Source organism: Halorarum salinum (assembly GCF_013402875.1).
Classification (GTDB): Archaea; Halobacteriota; Halobacteria; order Halobacteriales; family Haloferacaceae; genus Halorarum; species Halorarum salinum.
Genome location: NZ_CP058579.1, coordinates 3,113,513 through 3,127,851 on the forward strand (window position 1 = coordinate 3,113,513; position 14,339 = coordinate 3,127,851).

Consider the following 14,339-nt stretch of genomic DNA (forward strand, 5'->3'; position numbering starts at 1 on the left):
GTCAGAACAGCTCCTGGACGTCGGTCACGATCCACTGACACCGGCACAGGTTGTGGGTGTCGTCCGGGATCGTGAGTTGCTGGGCCTCCTCGAGGGTGTAGGTCCCCGAGAGGCTCTGGCAGAGCGAGCAGACCCGGTCGTCGCCCGCCGTCCGGAACTCCGCCTCGACGTCCAGTTCGACGTCGGCGTCGACGCGATCGTACGCGGTGAGCTTCGTCGTGTTGTACTGGTTGACGACTCGCCCCGACGCCGTCGCCGTCGTGTGGCTCTTGTACACCTGCGCCCGCTCCGAGATGTCGGTGGCGAGCGCGGACTTCGCGACCTCGCCGGCGACGCCCGCGGTCACCAGGGAGCGCGCGTCCGTCCGGTAGTCGTCCATCCACGAGGCGACGCGCTGGCGGGCGTCCTCCTGCTGGAGGTCGATCGACTGTTGGACGACGTCCTGCGCGATGACGTCCTCCGCGGGGTCGACGTCGACGCCGAACCGTCGGAGCTCGCCGTTCGCCGTCCGGAGCGCCTGTTTTGAGGCGCGCTCGAACCAGTCGCGCACCTTCCGGCTGTCGTGCGGGTCGAGCACCTCGGCCTGGATGGCGCGCTCCATCCACTCGTCGAACCGGCGGGCGGTCTCCGCCGGGGAGAGGCCCCCCCACCGCCCCCCGACGCTCGAGGCGAGCCCGAGCGCGTCCTCGTCGACGAGGAGTTGCCGGACGTCAGCGTTCAGGCTCCCCACCCGCCCCCGAAGGAACCGGGCGTACGCCCGCTGGACGGTCGTCGTCGAGGTCGGGTCCGCCCGGCCCGCCTCGTCGAGCGCGTAGTCCTGGGCCGTCAGGTGGTGACGGTGCCCGCAGGCGCTACTCATCGTCCACCTCGCCGCCGTCAGTCGCGGCGGTCGACTCGGCGCCGTAGCCGGCGGTCATCTCCTCAACCGACCGAGCGTCTGCGGCGGCTGCGGCCTCCTCCTCGAGCTCCTGGACGTCGTCCGGGACCTCGTCGAACTCGGATGGGAGCGTCCCGTTCTCGATGTACTCGGCCTGCTGCTGGCGCGTGAGGACGGCCTCGGGCATCCCACCCGTCCACTCGCTGAGCGCCTGGGCCCGAGTGTGCTGGACGTCCGCCTCGTCCTTCTCCGACATCTCGTGGAGCGGATCCCACTCGACGGAGTAGGCCGACTCTCCCTGGCTGGGCGGGGTGAGGATGTCGTACTCGATGAGGCGGTCGACGATCGCGCGGACGATCGTCGGCGTGACGAACTGCTCCCGGCGCTCCTGGACCTTCCCGTACCACTCTTTCAGGTCCTGTGTCGTCGACCGCTCGCCCGTTTCGTTCCCCTTCAGCACCGACTGGGGGAGGCCAGTCTGGGCGCTGATTGCCTCGACGTTCGGGTCGATCACCGGGCCCGGGTCGATGTCCTCGCCGCCGAGGCTCTGGACGTCGTCGGCGCCGTGGGTCCGAAGGACGTTCTCGAGGCCGGCCTGCCAGCGGGCGAGGTGCTCGCGCAGCTTCTCGTCAGCACCGTCCTGGAACTGGTAGTCTTTCGAGATGTTGATGTTGATGCCCCACGCCGTCGCCCGATAAGCGAGTTCGCCGGCGCTGCCGAGCGTCTTCTCGATATCGACGAGGTTGTTGTAGACCGGCTGCTGGCGGGGGATGCCCCGCATGTTGTCGTCGAGCAGTTGATCGGAGTGGACGTGGATCACCCGTGAGTGGTGGACCCACATCGAATCCGGGCCATCCCGTTCGATGCCGAACTCCTCGTCGTTCTCGTCGCCGAGGTCGATCTGGTAGCGAACGGGTTTTCCCCAGCGGCTGGACCCGGGCCCCCCGAGCTTGACGTCGTCGACGGACTCCCGGCTGAAGGGCTTGAGCCCCTGGAGGGAGCTGGCGCCGGAGACGGGTGAGGCGAACCCGTCGGACGTCTCGCCGTCGCCGATGTCCTTCTGCTCGACGTCGTCGAACTCGAGGACGAGCACGCCGAACGTGCCGATGCCGGCGAGCATGTCTGCCCGAGCCGCGTAGTGCCAGAGGCGCTGCTCCCGCTCGAGGTCCTCGAGGTCGCGCTCGAACTGGGTCTGGCCGTCCTGCTCACCCGACTCGGCGTCGTCGACGATGCGGGGAGCGTCCCGCCAGGCGGTCATCGACGGGAGGAACGTGACGGCGAAGGCGTACGGGTTCCGCAGCGCCATCGCGTAGTAATCGGTCGCCGTCGGGTTGACGTCCCAGTCGAAGACGTCGTAGTAGTCGGGGACGCCCTCGGCGTCGACGTTCTCTCCGAGCTGGTCGGCGAGGATCTGCCGCATGGCCATGTCGACCTTCTCGGCGGCGACGAGCTCCATCACCTCGTCGTCGATCGGGGGTTCGCCGGTGGCGGCGCCGGTGGCCTCCTGGACGTCGCTACTCGTGCTCTGGTTGTGGTCGTCGGATGGGTTATCTGTCATGAGTGGAGTAGATCACCAGGTTCCGGAGCCGCTCTTGCCGTCCTCCTCGACGTACCGGTCGCCCATGATGGCGTACCGGAGCGAGTCGAGCGCGTGATCCGTCGCGCGGGACGTCCCGACGTCCTCCTCCTTGTAGGACTGGAACTCCTGAATCAGGTTGACGCAGTCGTCGACGACGAGCAACCCGGGGATGCCGTTCGCCTCGTCGACCTCGAGGACGCTCCGGACCTCCTCGATCCCCTCATCGAGGTTCTTCGTCGCCGAGTCTGCCTCGAACCCAGCCTTGCGGAACTTCTCGATGTGCTCCGGTTCGTGGTCGCAGTAGACTTCTCCCGCCCGTTTGTTCTGCTGCTGGAGCCATCCGTCACGGACGAGCCGGCCACCATCCCACTTCCCGGTGAGCTTTTCGACCGGTTGCTGGGGTTCGTAGTACTCGTCGAGGATGACGTACTGATCGGCGGGCGTCTTCCCGATCTCGAGGAGGACGCGCGGGTCGGCGTGGCCGTAGTCGTAGCCGTAGAGGCGCCAGCCGTCGACGAGGCGGTCGACGACGTCGGGGCGCTCGCGGACGTGCGTCTTCCGGCTGAACGACGAGTAGACGAGCCCCTCCGCCGCGGAGAAGCCCCCCTCGAGCGCCTGTCTCTCGCGGGCGGTCCCCTCGAACTGCGCCTTCATTTTCTCGATCTCGTGATGGAACGGGTTGTCGCGGGAGTCGCCGACGATCACCGCCATCCGGTCTGCCCAGGGTAGCTTCTCCTCGCCGCCCTCGCCGTCAGGCTGCATCTCCCGCTCGCTGATGTCGTAGAACTGGTTGAACCCGTTTCCCGTGGACGTCCACAGGGTGACGTTCGGGCCCTGCTCGGTCCGCTGGCGGGTGATTAGCATCTCGTGCAGGTCGTACAGGTCGGTGTGGTCGTAGTGGCCGACCTCGTCGCACCAGATGGCGTTGAACTCCGTGCCCGCGAACCGGCTCCAGATGTCGGCCCCACCCAGCTGGATGATGTGCCCGTTGACGAGCGTCGTTCGGTTTTTCGTGCCGTGATGACCGGCGACGATCGGTGAGTTCTCGGGGTCGCCGTCGGCGTCGTTCGGGACCGTGTTCTCGCCGGGGAGGCGCTCGTAGAAGCCCTTGTACGTGGCGGGGCCCCCCTTCGCCTTGTCCGGAGCGAGGACGAGCGAGTGCCCGTTCGGAACCTGGAGGCCGACGCCGAGGACCCAGTCGCTCCCGAGGACTGTCTTCCCGCCGCCGTAGCCCGTCCGGAAGATGACGAGGTCGTTCTCGCCGGACTCGAGCGCGTCGAAGACGTCGAGTTGCGCACCCCAGTAGGAGCCGCCGATCTCGACGGGGTCGCCCGCCGCGAGGGCGGGGCTACTCGTCGCCATCGTACTCCTCTCGGTTGATCACGACCTCAAGTGCGCCGCCGCCCCCGCCCGAGTGCTCGTGCTTCTGGACGTCCGCCGGGGCGATGCCGAACTTGTCGCAGATGGCCTCGTACCGCCGGAGGAACCGGTCGTCGCCCGTCCGCCGGAACTGCTCGATCGCGATCGCGGCGATGAGGCGGCCGTGGTCCTGGGCCCCTTCGACCGTCCCGAGGAGCTCCTGGGCCTGCTCGACCCGCTCGATCTCGTCGTCGGTGAGGAAGTCCTCGACGAACGACTCGGCGTAGGCCCCGTGGGTCGCCGCATTCGTGTTCCCCTCGTGGGACGAGCCGTCTCTGGACGTCCCCCGATGATTTCGGCACTTGCCGTCATCGAACTCCGTCCCCCACCCCGCCGGACGGCCGCACGGCTCGCCGTGACGGTTCGTCCCGCCGTGGTCGCCGCACTCGTCGGCGAAGTTTCGCTCTCGTTCTTCCATGGGGTGTTTCGTCAGGACAGCGTCGGCGGCCCTGTCGAGGGCGAGCGCGGCCCGAACCCCTCCGCACTGCGGTGGTCGGTCGCGCGGTCGTTTCCGTGGTGGTGCATGTGGCAGCGGCGGTGGACGTCGCGAAGGTTGTCGGGGGAGTTGTCGCCCCGGTGCTCGTTGTCGTGGTGGGTCTCGGGGCGCTCGGCGGGGAGACCGCACATCGAGCAGCCCGTCATGACAGGAAGACCTCCATCGAACAATCGGCGCAGAGGGTGACTGTCTGGCCGGGGGAGAATTCCTCGGCGAAGCCGTGGGCGGACGTCTTCAGGAAGGTCTCGTTGAACTCACCCATGAACGGCGGGGCGTGGTCCTTCCGGGCACCGCACCCGTCGCAGTTGAAGACGTAGCCCATCGTTCACTCGTCGTCGTCCTTCGACCCGCCCGTCGAGATGGTAACGCCGTCGAGCGCGCTCAGGACCTTGTTGACCTCGAGCCCCCAGAGGTGGCCGACGAGCAGGAAGACGAGCGCGGTGAGCGGGACGTGCACCTGTTGGCTGATGGGCTCGGAGACGCCGAACGCCGGGCCGAGCGTCGCCAGCATCCACGTGGCCATGAGGCCGAGCGTGATGAGCGCCCGGACGGTGGTGTCTCCGGTCGGCATCAGGGCTCTCCCCAGGCAGATAGCTTCGGCGTGCAGGCGAGCACGCGGGTCGGTCCAACCGCGCAGTGCGTTCGGGTCTGGATCATGGATAGACATGGTCGGGACAGTCGGCGGGAGTACCGCCGGGGCGCCTCCGAGGGCGCCTGATGTGTATAAAGGACGTCGCCCCGGAGTTGCACCGGGTCGCGTCACTCCATCCCGCGTTGTCCGCAGGGCAGGAGCTCGACGAGACTATCGCGACGTCAAGGCGGCCGACAGAAGGTGCAACCGCATGGCCGAGTCGAACGTACTGACCGTCGCTGAAGCGGAACTCGTTCAGGCTATGGCTATCGTTTGGGTCCTGCTGCGTGGGCAGGGCCGGCCGCTCGTGAGCCTGTATCAGCGCGACGTACCGCGCTCCCTCGCCGGCCGTCCTCCACGGACCACGTCGAGTCGTGGGTCATCGGGAGCTCAATTAGCAGTGGATAGTACTACGGTTTCTTTCTCCAGAAGTGTAAGTGAAAACCACGATAAGTACAGGTGAAGTACGTATCGATCAGCCCAAGCGGTCTGTTGAACGTGAAATGAGTGGGAGTGCCGGTCTCGTATGTCAGGACTAAAACCGGCACTGCATATCCCGACAGTCGTGTCGGCCCACTCGTTCAATCATACCTCGACATCCCTATTAAGTCATTGTATCTGTCATATTCGTTATCTCGATACTGAAGATGAATACTATGGCAGAGGTACGTCCTTGAGGAATACCCACATGATTCACACGTTGTACAAAACGGCCATTACGTGTCCTGACTGACCGGAAGTGCAGTAGCTGGTTACTATGTTGAAATTGATTGATGACAAAAGATTATTATCCGGTCGATATGTTAGAAAGTCTGGTTTACCAATTCGAAGTCACGATGCGGGTGCTCAATCTCGTTACGAGCCCGGACGCGGAGTTCTTCCGACTCCAAGTCGACGCGATCCGCCGCCACGGTATCGAGCAGACGACGCTCGGCGTCGCCGACACCCTTCAGCACACCAAGGACGAGATGGATTCACGATCGGTACTTGACTATCTTCGATTCTACTCCGAGGCCCTCCCGCATGCCGTGAAGGGGTACGACCTCGTGCACGCCAATTACGGGTTGACAGCGCCGCCAGCGCTCACTCAGCCGTACGTGCCCGTCGTCCTGACGCTGTGGGGCTCGGACCTGTTCGGGCCGTTCGGAAAACTCAGTCGCTGGTGCGCTCGGTTCGCCGACGCCGTCATCGTAATGAGCCGCGAGATGGCCGACGCGCTCGAAGTCGACTGTCACGTCATCCCGCACGGGGTCGACCTGCAGGTGTTTCGTCCGTTTCCCCAACGGCAGGCGCGCAAGGTCATTGGATGGGAACCATCCATGAAGCACGTCTTGTTCCCCTATCCGAAACTGAGCAGGGTGAAAGACTACCCCCGGGCTCTGCAGATTACTGAGGCCGCCCGAGAGTGCGTCGACGGTCCAGTCAAACTGCAGTCAGTCTATGGCGTACCGCACGAACGGATGCCTCTCTATATGAACGCCGCCGATGCACTGCTCTTGACCTCCAGGCGGGAAGGGTCGCCCAACTCGGTGAAGGAGGCGATGGCCTGTAACCTGCCGGTGGTGGCGACCGACGTCGGCGACGTACACGAGCGGCTTCGTGACGTCGACCCGTCTCACGTTCGGCGGACGGACGCCGGCCTAGTGGACGCCCTGGTCGACGTGCTCGAACGCGGACCCGTGTCCGACGGGCGTGCTGCAATCCGGCCGCTCAGCGTGGAGGCGATGGGGACCCGGATTCGGGACGTCTACCGATCGGTCCTCGGAACGCGGCTCGCCCGCGCGCCGATACGGGCGCCGTAACGGAAGACGGTCGAACGCTCAATAAGCAGACGTACTTACCGAATCGGTGTTTCAGTCAGAACAGGCCAACCCGAGAAATCCCCTCGTCGAACGTCGCGTTGTAGAGGTCGAGCACGCGCTCGACGATCGCGATTGTGACGTCGTTGTACCGCCGGCAGTGCGACGCACACCTGACGTTCGGGTAGCCCGTGGCACTCGGCTCGAGCTTCGTCGACGAGGAGCAGTGGGGGCACCGCGGGTCGACGTGTGCGCACATCCACTCGACGTCGTGACCGCGGCGATCGAGGCGCTCGGCGAGCGCGTACCAGAGCCAGCAGTCCCAGGGATCCGACTCCTCTTCATCGTCGCCTGCGCGGAGCGCCGTGATCCCCTCCCAGGCCGCGAGGTAGAGGTCCTGGTCGGCGTCGTAGTGTTTCCGGTGACACCGTTTGAAGTACTCCAGGATCGCGGTCGGGTCGCGACTGACGAGCTCGCCGTTTGTGAGCTCGCCATCGCCCTCCAGACTCTCCCGCAGCGGGATCGTCCCCGGGTAGTGTCGGTCACGACCTAACTCCGCACCTGTGGTTGGACTGTAGCGGTGGATTCCTTTCATGAAGCCGATAGAACACGCTGTCGACACCCCCGTTCATCCACCCTCGTGGGCGTCCGGGCGGTGGGCTGACTTGTGGGCGGTGCTCGTGCCGCTGTCCCTTCTAAAGGGCCCGGGCTTGATATGAGCGAGCCTATCTCTGAATATTGTAGAGAACCACCCTGAGGTCCTCGTTATCTTGCGCGCTGAAGATGTACCCGCGATTATTGAGGGTGCCCAGAGCCCAGTCGAGTGTCCGTTCGGGGAGGCCCGTTCGGTCCAGAAGTTTCTGGCGCGAGAGCTCCCCCTCCCGCTCGAGGACGTCGAGCACGTACTTGCAGCTGGGCGGGAGATCGTCGACGTCGTCGCGACTGATGTCGGCGGTCATGAGACGGAGTCACCTCTATCGGACCGCGGCGATCGAGGCCGTCCCGAGGGCACGGAACCCATCAGCCAGGTGGGTCGAGGACGTCTGTCCAGTCCGGGACGTCGTTCACCCCCTTGTCGACCGGGCTCGTATCGGGTGTTGGTCTCGTCTCGTCGGTGTCAGGGTCGCGAATCGCGAACGCCCACGTATAGGAGTCCCATACGGGGTCGTTCGCGGTTACGCCAGCGAGGTCGGCGACTCCACTCGTCGGAACGGCATCGGCCGAGTACAGCGTCGCGCCGTTCGGCCCGGCGTCGTGAACCGCCTGGACAGGGCCGTCCTCGTCTGAGTCCTCGTCGGGGATGAGCTTCGCGAGCGTCTTCGCGACGTGCCGCTTCGAGCAGCCGGCCCGGTCGGCGAGCTCGCGAGCGGTCAGCGAGCGGTCCGACTGGCGGAGCTCCTCGACGATCTCCCGCTGGATCGAGGAGAAGGTCCACACGACACCCGGCACCTGGACGTCGGCGAAGCCCGGGGGCATCGCGTCGGTTCGGACGTAGACAGTCGCATGGCTCTCAGGCTCATCGGGATCTCGAGCGTACCGCCCGGCCGCCTGGGCAGTGTGGTTCTCCCGGACCGAGGCGAGGATCTCGTCGGCGACGTCGGCGTCCTCGCCGACGAAGCCCCGGCCGTGCGCGCGCTGGAGCTCGCCATCCTCGGTCTCGGTCGTCTCGGGCTCGGCCTCGAGGTCGAGCTCGGCGAGTAGGTCAACGACGAAGTCGTCGCCGGGGTCGATGCAGCCGTTGACCAGGCCGACGCGCTCGTGGCCGAAGTCGTTTCGGCTCTTCTCCTCGCCGTAGTGCATCGTGCTGGGATCGACGCAATCGGCTGCCTTCATGATCGTCCGGAGGCGGTCCTCGACGGAACTCGCGGTGATCGCGGTCCGGAACCGTTCGCCGTACGCCTCCTGGAGGTGCTCGACGAGCGTCCGCACCTGGTCGGGCTGGAAGTACTCACCGCTCGCGAGCGGGCGGGTCGCCTCGCCGACCTGGACGACGCGGAGGCCGCGCTCGTACCGGCGCCAGAGTCGGCGTTCCTCGGGCTCGAGCACGGCCTTCACCTGGATACTCGGGTGGACCGAGACCATCCAGCGGGGCCGGGCCGGGTGGGCGTCGAGGCCGACGACGCTGCGGGCGAGGCCGAAGTCAGGGGCGTTCCGCACCGTGTGAACCTCGTTGTCCTCGTCGAGGACGACCGTCACCCAGCTCTTGTTCCAGCCCTCCTCGTCGACGGCGCCGGCGTCGAGGCGTGGCGGTTCGTAACGCGTCTTCCCGACGCGCCGGCCGTTTGCTCGCTCCTCGGCGTGGAAGATCGCCCGGGCGAGCGCCGGGGCGAGGGTGTGGGCCCGTTCGTCGTCGAAGTACCACTCGGGGTCGGGATCCTCGTTGATGGCGTCCTGGAGCGCGTCGCGCTCGGCGGCCGCGTCGTCGCCCCAACCGTCGTGGCCGGCGAGTCCGATAAACGCCTCCCAGCTGGAGACGGGCGCGTCAATCGCCTGGAGATAGGCAGTGATCGACCGACGGACGCGGTCGGTTGTCAGGTCCTGTGCGAAGTCAGGCTCCTCGTCAAGGACGATGTTCGTGTGCATCCGGAGGCTGGGGACATGCGCGAAGTTGTGCGTCGCGAAGACGAGGTCAAGCTCGCCGCGCTCCTTCTTCGAGCGTAGGATCTCCCACTGGCTTATCGCCGGGCACTCCGAGGGCGTGTCGTCGAAGTCGCCCTCCTCCTTGTCGTAGGACGTCTCGCCCGAGCAGCACGGGAGGTCGACGCCCTGGTCGTTGTGCTGGTCGAGATGAAGGTGGACGTAGGAGAACGGGAGCCCCCGCCCTTCGCACATGGACGAGATCCACTCCGAGGCGGCCTCGCCCCCCAGGGTGATCGGCTGGTAGTCGATCTCTTCGCCTTCGTCGACGTCGTCAGCTGCCGGCGGGTCGTAGTCGCCGGCGGCGACCGGGCACGCCTCGTGGCGAGCCTGGAGGACGAAGTGATCGACGTCGGCCTCGTGGGCCGCCTCGATCGCCTCGTCGCGAGCGTCCCGGGTGGCCTGGAGGTGGACGACAGGCTTCCCGCCGGTCGCGTCCCGAAGCTGGTCCTCGGAGCCCCAGCTGGTCGTCGCGACGGTGTGGGACTTCCCGAGCGCTGTCGGCGCGTCGACGACGGCGGTGTCCTGGTTCCGCATCACCTCGGTGATCGTCGCAAACAGCCGGTCGCGAGCGTCACGCGTCGTCGGCCACTCGAGGCCACGCTTCTTCGCTGCGCGCCGGCGCTCGTGGTGATCGAGTGCGTCCAGCTGCCCGAGCGGAAGCGCGGACTGCGGGCCACCGACGCTCGCCGGTGTGGTCCCGGACGCCATGCTGCTCGGCGAGCGATCGTCCTCGACGTCCTTCGTCCCGACCGCGTCGGTCGCGTCGGGGTCGCCCATCGCCGCCATGAGCAGCGTGTCCGCGTCGACGGTCTCGTCCTGGCCGTCGTCGCGATGGTCGTTCGGGCCGCCGACCACGACCGCGGCGCCGTTCTCGACGAGCGGCTGGGCGTTCATCACCGGCAGGTCGACGACGTCGTCCTCGGCGAGCGCGTAGTCGTCGCCGTCGACGCCCATGATCGTCCCGAGGCCCTGGAGGATTCGGACCTCCCGCGTCTGGTCGGGGTCGCGGAAGAGCTGCGGGCCCATCCGTGTCCCAGACCGCGACGTCGACGTCGTCGAGGCCGTCGTCGCGACCGACGTAGACGGTTCCCCCGATGTGGTATTTGAGTCTTCCTCCGAATCAGAGGAGCCTTCGGTAACGTAGTCGCGGACTGCCTGGGGATCCGCGTCGATGGCGCCGGCGATCGCCGGGACGCTCGCGTCGGGGTGCCGCTCGAGGAAGCGGTCGACCCGCTCCTCGAGGGGGAGCTCCCCTGTCACGCGTCCTCCCCCTCCTTGAGCCGGAGGTGGTAGTAGCCGTCCCGATGTTTGAAGACGTCAACGACCTCGCTGGCGAACTCGACGTCTTCGAGCGCGTCGGTGATGGCGCTCGCAACCGTCGTCTTACAGTGGCCGCAGAGCCCACCGATGAGAGCGACGTTCTCGCGCTCGCAGGCGGGGCACGTCACGCCTCTCCACCCCCCCCAGTCGGAGATCGTGGTTTGCCCGGCCCGATCGGACGCGGGGCCATCAGGCTCAGGCTCAGGCATAGGGACGTTCTCGGTCCGCTCCTGGCCTTCCGGCTCGGGTATGGCGTAGACGGTCTCTCCGTCGCGACCAACGGCGGCGGGGCGCTCGGAGATGTGCTGGTAGGTGGCGTCGAGCGCGGGCCCCGAGTAGGACCGCTTCACGCCGCTGCACCCCCGTTTGTCACGGGTGGCACCTCCCTTCAGCCCGAGCGGGACAGGCCTGGTCCCGGTCGCGGATGAAGCCGCCGCAGTAGTCGCAGATGGGCGGGTTGAGCCTGACCGCTCGGCTCACCGTGACCACCTCGAAAAGACTCCGAGAGAAGTACCAGACTGCCGACTGTTCGGCGAATCTGAGTTAAGTGAATGGGTTGGGGCAGATTTGAACTGCCGGCCTCCTCCATGTCAAGGAGGTGTCATAACCAGACTAGACCACCAACCCGCCTGGCTTTCCTCCGCATCCATCGGTATCGCCGGTACGTAATTGAAGGTTTCGACTCGGCTGCGGACCGCCACGCCGTCCCACGCTATCCGCCGCTGACCGGCGGGAACAGCGCCAGTTCGTCGTCCGGTTCGATCGGCGTGTCGAGCCCCTCGGCGCCGACGTTCTTCCCGTTCCGCAGGAGGTTGACGTGGTCGCGGAGGCGACCCTGGCCGTCGAGCACGCGTTCGGCGAGCGCGGGGTGGGCGTCCAGAAGCGCGTCGAGGGCCTCCCCGGCCGTGTCGGCGTCGCCGACCGCGACGTCCGGTTCGCGGGTGCCCGCCGCTTCGGCCAGGTCTGCGAACAGCTTCCATCCCATACTCGACTCTCCCGACCCGGCGGTCAAGAGCGTTGCGCCCCGGGTCGTTCGACCGGGGAGGCCGCCGCGACGGCCCGGGCCTCCAGGTCGCGGAGCGCCTCCGGGCGGGCGACGACGTAGAGCGTCTCGCCCGCCCGTAGTTCGCGTGCGTGACTCGGGACCGGCTCGATCGACCCTCCCGCCTCCCGGACCGCGACGACGGTCCCCGACGCCTCGCCGACGGTCGTCCCCTCGAGGGAACTCCCCTCGCCCACGGAGACGACGCCCATCGTCTCGTCGGCCGCACGCAGTAGCGACGCGAACTCCCTGTCCGCCCGCGGGTCCGCCGGAAGCGTGAGGAGCCGGTACGGCCCGTCGGCGTTCAGCGCCTGCGCGTCCGACTCGTCGACCGCGAGCGTCACGACGTCGCCGGCGGTCGCCCTGACCTCGGCGGCCGCGGCGCGCTCCGGGTTCGGAGCGTCCGTCCAGACCTGCACCGTATCGCCGGGGCTCGCACCGTTCGGGGGGTCCGCCCGGACGGCGACGGCGCAGGTTCCCGGGCCGAGCGTCGGTCCGAGCCCGGCGACGCGGCGACCCACGGCCAGCCCGGTGATCTCCTCGCCGTCCAGTTCCACGTCCACGTGGGAGACGCCGTACTCCCCCTTCAGTCGGCCGACGAGCAGGTCCCGGAGCGATCCGTCCGTCCGACGGGGGAACAGGAGGGTCGTCCCGGCGATGCGCTCCTTCGTCGCCGTCGGGACCGGGTCGTACCCGTCGATGTCGTCGACCTCCGCGGGGAGTTCGACCGCGCGGACCCGCCCCAGCGTCCGTACGAGTCGGCTCACGTCCCCCTCCACGCGCTCTGCCCCCAGCACGGCCACCGCGTCGGAGACGGCCCGATCGCCGAGTCGACGACCGATCGGCGCGGCGAGGATCGCCGCGACGAGGCTCACGACGTTGACCAGCACCGTCCGCGTCGCGAACGGATCCGTCGGACTGGTCCCGCCGACGACCTCCCCGAACAGACCGAGCGTGTTCAGGTAGAACGCCACGGCGGCAACCCCGACCAGCGTCGCCAACCCCCGCGGTATCGACTCGCGGACGTACCACCGATACGCGAGCGAGGCGACGGCGGCGAGGAGGAACGAGAGGGCCGCGAAACCCGCCACGCGGGCGAGTTCGAACGCCGTCGGGAGCGGGACCGCCCCTCCCGCCTGGAGGGGTGGATTCACGCGCCCACCTCCTCGAGGAACCGCTCCAGGTCCGAGCGCGTTCCCACGGCGATGAGGTCGTCGCCGCCGACGGGCCGAACCCCGTCGTCCGGCGCGACCTCCCAGCCGCCGTCGGTCCGGACCGCCAGCACCGCGACGCCGTACTCGTCACGGACGGCGACTTCCCCCAGCGAGCGGCCGTCGAGGACGCTCCCGTGACGGACGCTCACGCGGCCGAACCGCCGCCCCGCCCGGCGGAGCAACGACACGAGTTCGAACTCCCGACGGGTCCCCCGCGAACGGACCTCCAGCCGGCGGAGTTCCGCGCCGAGAGCCTCCGTCGCCGCCGACCACTCGAGCGCGACCGTCACGCGGCCGACGCCCCCGGTCGTCGTCGGCGACGCCGGCGCCGGGATCGGTTCCTCGGTCCCGCCGTCGGTGGCCGTGCCCGGGTCAGATCCCGATCCCGGCGCCGGACGTGGGTCCGGGCCGTCACCCCGGCCGCCGTCGTCCACGATCGACCGCGCGGCGACGACGGTCCCCTCGAACTCGCCGCCGTCGGTGACGACCCGCACCTCGTCGCCGCGGGCCAGTCCGGTCGGGACGAGCCCCGCGAACGACACGGCGCGTTTGCCCGCCGGAACCCGCCTCGAGACGTTCCCGACCGGCGGCGCGGCGGCGACGGTCGCGCGACCGCGCTCGTCCAGACGGACGCTCGCGTCCGCGAGGTCGAACTTCGTCCGGAGTCGGGCGGTGACCATCGACTCCAGTTCCGCGAGCGGCAGCTCCGCGGGGAAGGCGTCGGAGAACCCGCCGAGCGACTCCCGGAGGTCCGCCGGGAGCGCCGGGTATCCCTCGAGGTCCGCGACGTCGCCCGTGACGGTCACCCGTACCTGGCCGCGACCGCCCACGAGTTCCACCACGTCCGTCGAGATCGTCCGCTCGGTGAGCGTTCGGAACGAGAGCCGCTTGGGCATCGAGGCGCCCATCGCGTCGCCCTTGGCGTGGGCGTACATGGACAGCATCAGGATGACGACGATGCCGACCAGCAGCGCGGTTCCGTTGGCCGATCCCGCGATCGTCGGGTCGGTCAGCGCGAGCAGCCCCCCGTTCACCCCCGCGATGGCGAGCGAGAGGACGACCACGCCGAACCCGGGGATGGTGACCCCCGTGAAGTACTTGAAGAGGAACCCCAGCCCCCACGCGACGAGCGCCGGAATGATGCCCGTGAGCAGACCCAGATACATCCCGAGAAGGACCTGTACCGGGAACGAGGACGCCGGCATACACCCCCCGTGTTCCCGGGCCACTAAATCGGTACCGACGTGAGTTCCACGGAACGGCCCACGGGGTTCCGTGCCGGATTCCGACGCCCGCCGGGACGACTGGCTTTAAGCGGGCGG

General features: G+C 67.9%; 15 protein-coding genes and 1 tRNA gene. 1 reads left to right on the top strand and 15 read right to left on the bottom strand.

The window, feature by feature from the left end; all coding sequences use genetic code 11:
* Position 1: 1 nt before the first annotated feature.
* Genes HUG12_RS15665 through HUG12_RS15695 form a run of 7 tightly spaced genes read right to left on the bottom strand, consistent with a single transcriptional unit; the run spans position 2 to position 4,942 of the window.
* Entirely contained in the window at positions 2–859 is an 858-nt protein-coding gene (locus tag HUG12_RS15665) for a hypothetical protein (protein ID WP_179269676.1), read from the bottom strand.
* On the bottom strand, positions 852–2,435 hold the full coding sequence (locus HUG12_RS15670; RefSeq protein ID WP_179269677.1) for an anti-CBASS protein Acb1 family protein: 1,584 nt from the start codon (positions 2,433–2,435) through the stop codon (positions 852–854). The genes HUG12_RS15665 and HUG12_RS15670 overlap by 8 nt, the downstream gene beginning before the upstream one ends.
* Before the next feature lie 12 nt (positions 2,436–2,447).
* Complete coding sequence (locus HUG12_RS15675) at positions 2,448–3,818, bottom strand: hypothetical protein (protein WP_179269678.1); 1,371 nt, start codon at positions 3,816–3,818, stop codon at positions 2,448–2,450.
* A complete protein-coding gene (locus HUG12_RS15680) occupies positions 3,805–4,293 on the bottom strand; it encodes a hypothetical protein (protein ID WP_179269679.1) in 489 nt (162 codons plus the stop codon). The genes HUG12_RS15675 and HUG12_RS15680 overlap by 14 nt, the downstream gene beginning before the upstream one ends.
* 11 nt (positions 4,294–4,304) lie before the next feature.
* Positions 4,305–4,517: an HNH endonuclease signature motif containing protein gene (locus tag HUG12_RS15685; RefSeq protein ID WP_179269680.1), complete on the bottom strand. Its 213-nt coding sequence runs from the start codon at positions 4,515–4,517 to the stop codon at positions 4,305–4,307.
* Positions 4,514–4,693, bottom strand: coding sequence for a hypothetical protein (locus tag HUG12_RS15690; RefSeq protein ID WP_179269681.1), 180 nt, complete (start codon positions 4,691–4,693; stop codon positions 4,514–4,516). The genes HUG12_RS15685 and HUG12_RS15690 overlap by 4 nt, the downstream gene beginning before the upstream one ends.
* Positions 4,694–4,696: 3 nt before the next feature.
* The gene (locus HUG12_RS15695; RefSeq protein WP_218836334.1) at positions 4,697–4,942 is read right to left on the bottom strand and encodes a hypothetical protein; all 246 of its coding nucleotides are present in this window, start codon (positions 4,940–4,942) and stop codon (positions 4,697–4,699) included.
* An 860-nt stretch (positions 4,943–5,802) separates the two neighbouring features.
* Between HUG12_RS15695 and HUG12_RS15700 the strand changes: the two genes are divergently transcribed.
* The gene (locus HUG12_RS15700; protein WP_246308063.1) at positions 5,803–6,804 is read left to right on the top strand and encodes a glycosyltransferase; all 1,002 of its coding nucleotides are present in this window, start codon (positions 5,803–5,805) and stop codon (positions 6,802–6,804) included.
* Between the two features lie 55 nt (positions 6,805–6,859).
* Here HUG12_RS15700 and HUG12_RS15705 read toward each other — a convergent pair whose 3' ends face one another.
* The 8 genes from HUG12_RS15705 to HUG12_RS15740 form a co-directional block, all read right to left on the bottom strand.
* Positions 6,860–7,396 carry a hypothetical protein gene (locus HUG12_RS15705; RefSeq protein WP_179269682.1) on the bottom strand — a complete coding sequence of 179 codons (537 nt, stop codon included), beginning with the start codon at positions 7,394–7,396 and terminating at the stop codon, positions 6,860–6,862.
* A gap of 130 nt (positions 7,397–7,526) precedes the next feature.
* A complete protein-coding gene (locus HUG12_RS15710) occupies positions 7,527–7,760 on the bottom strand; it encodes a helix-turn-helix domain-containing protein (protein ID WP_179269683.1) in 234 nt (77 codons plus the stop codon).
* 61 nt (positions 7,761–7,821) lie between these two features.
* Positions 7,822–10,701, bottom strand: a complete 2,880-nt coding sequence (locus HUG12_RS15715) for a hypothetical protein (protein WP_179269684.1) — start codon at positions 10,699–10,701, stop codon at positions 7,822–7,824.
* On the bottom strand, positions 10,698–11,111 hold the full coding sequence (locus HUG12_RS15720) for a hypothetical protein (RefSeq protein WP_179269685.1): 414 nt from the start codon (positions 11,109–11,111) through the stop codon (positions 10,698–10,700). The genes HUG12_RS15715 and HUG12_RS15720 overlap by 4 nt, the downstream gene beginning before the upstream one ends.
* Positions 11,112–11,313: 202 nt before the next feature.
* Positions 11,314–11,388, bottom strand: a tRNA-Val gene (locus HUG12_RS15725).
* Positions 11,389–11,473: 85 nt separating this feature from the next.
* On the bottom strand, positions 11,474–11,746 hold the full coding sequence (locus HUG12_RS15730) for a ubiquitin-like small modifier protein 1 (RefSeq protein ID WP_179269686.1): 273 nt from the start codon (positions 11,744–11,746) through the stop codon (positions 11,474–11,476).
* Positions 11,747–11,769: 23 nt separating this feature from the next.
* On the bottom strand, positions 11,770–12,957 hold the full coding sequence (locus HUG12_RS15735; RefSeq protein WP_179269687.1) for a TrkA C-terminal domain-containing protein: 1,188 nt from the start codon (positions 12,955–12,957) through the stop codon (positions 11,770–11,772).
* Positions 12,954–14,222 (bottom strand): potassium channel family protein, encoded by a 1,269-nt coding sequence (locus tag HUG12_RS15740; protein WP_179269688.1) that lies wholly within the window; start codon positions 14,220–14,222, stop codon positions 12,954–12,956. Before HUG12_RS15740 ends, HUG12_RS15735 begins: the two co-directional genes overlap by 4 nt.
* Positions 14,223–14,339: the final 117 nt, after the last annotated feature.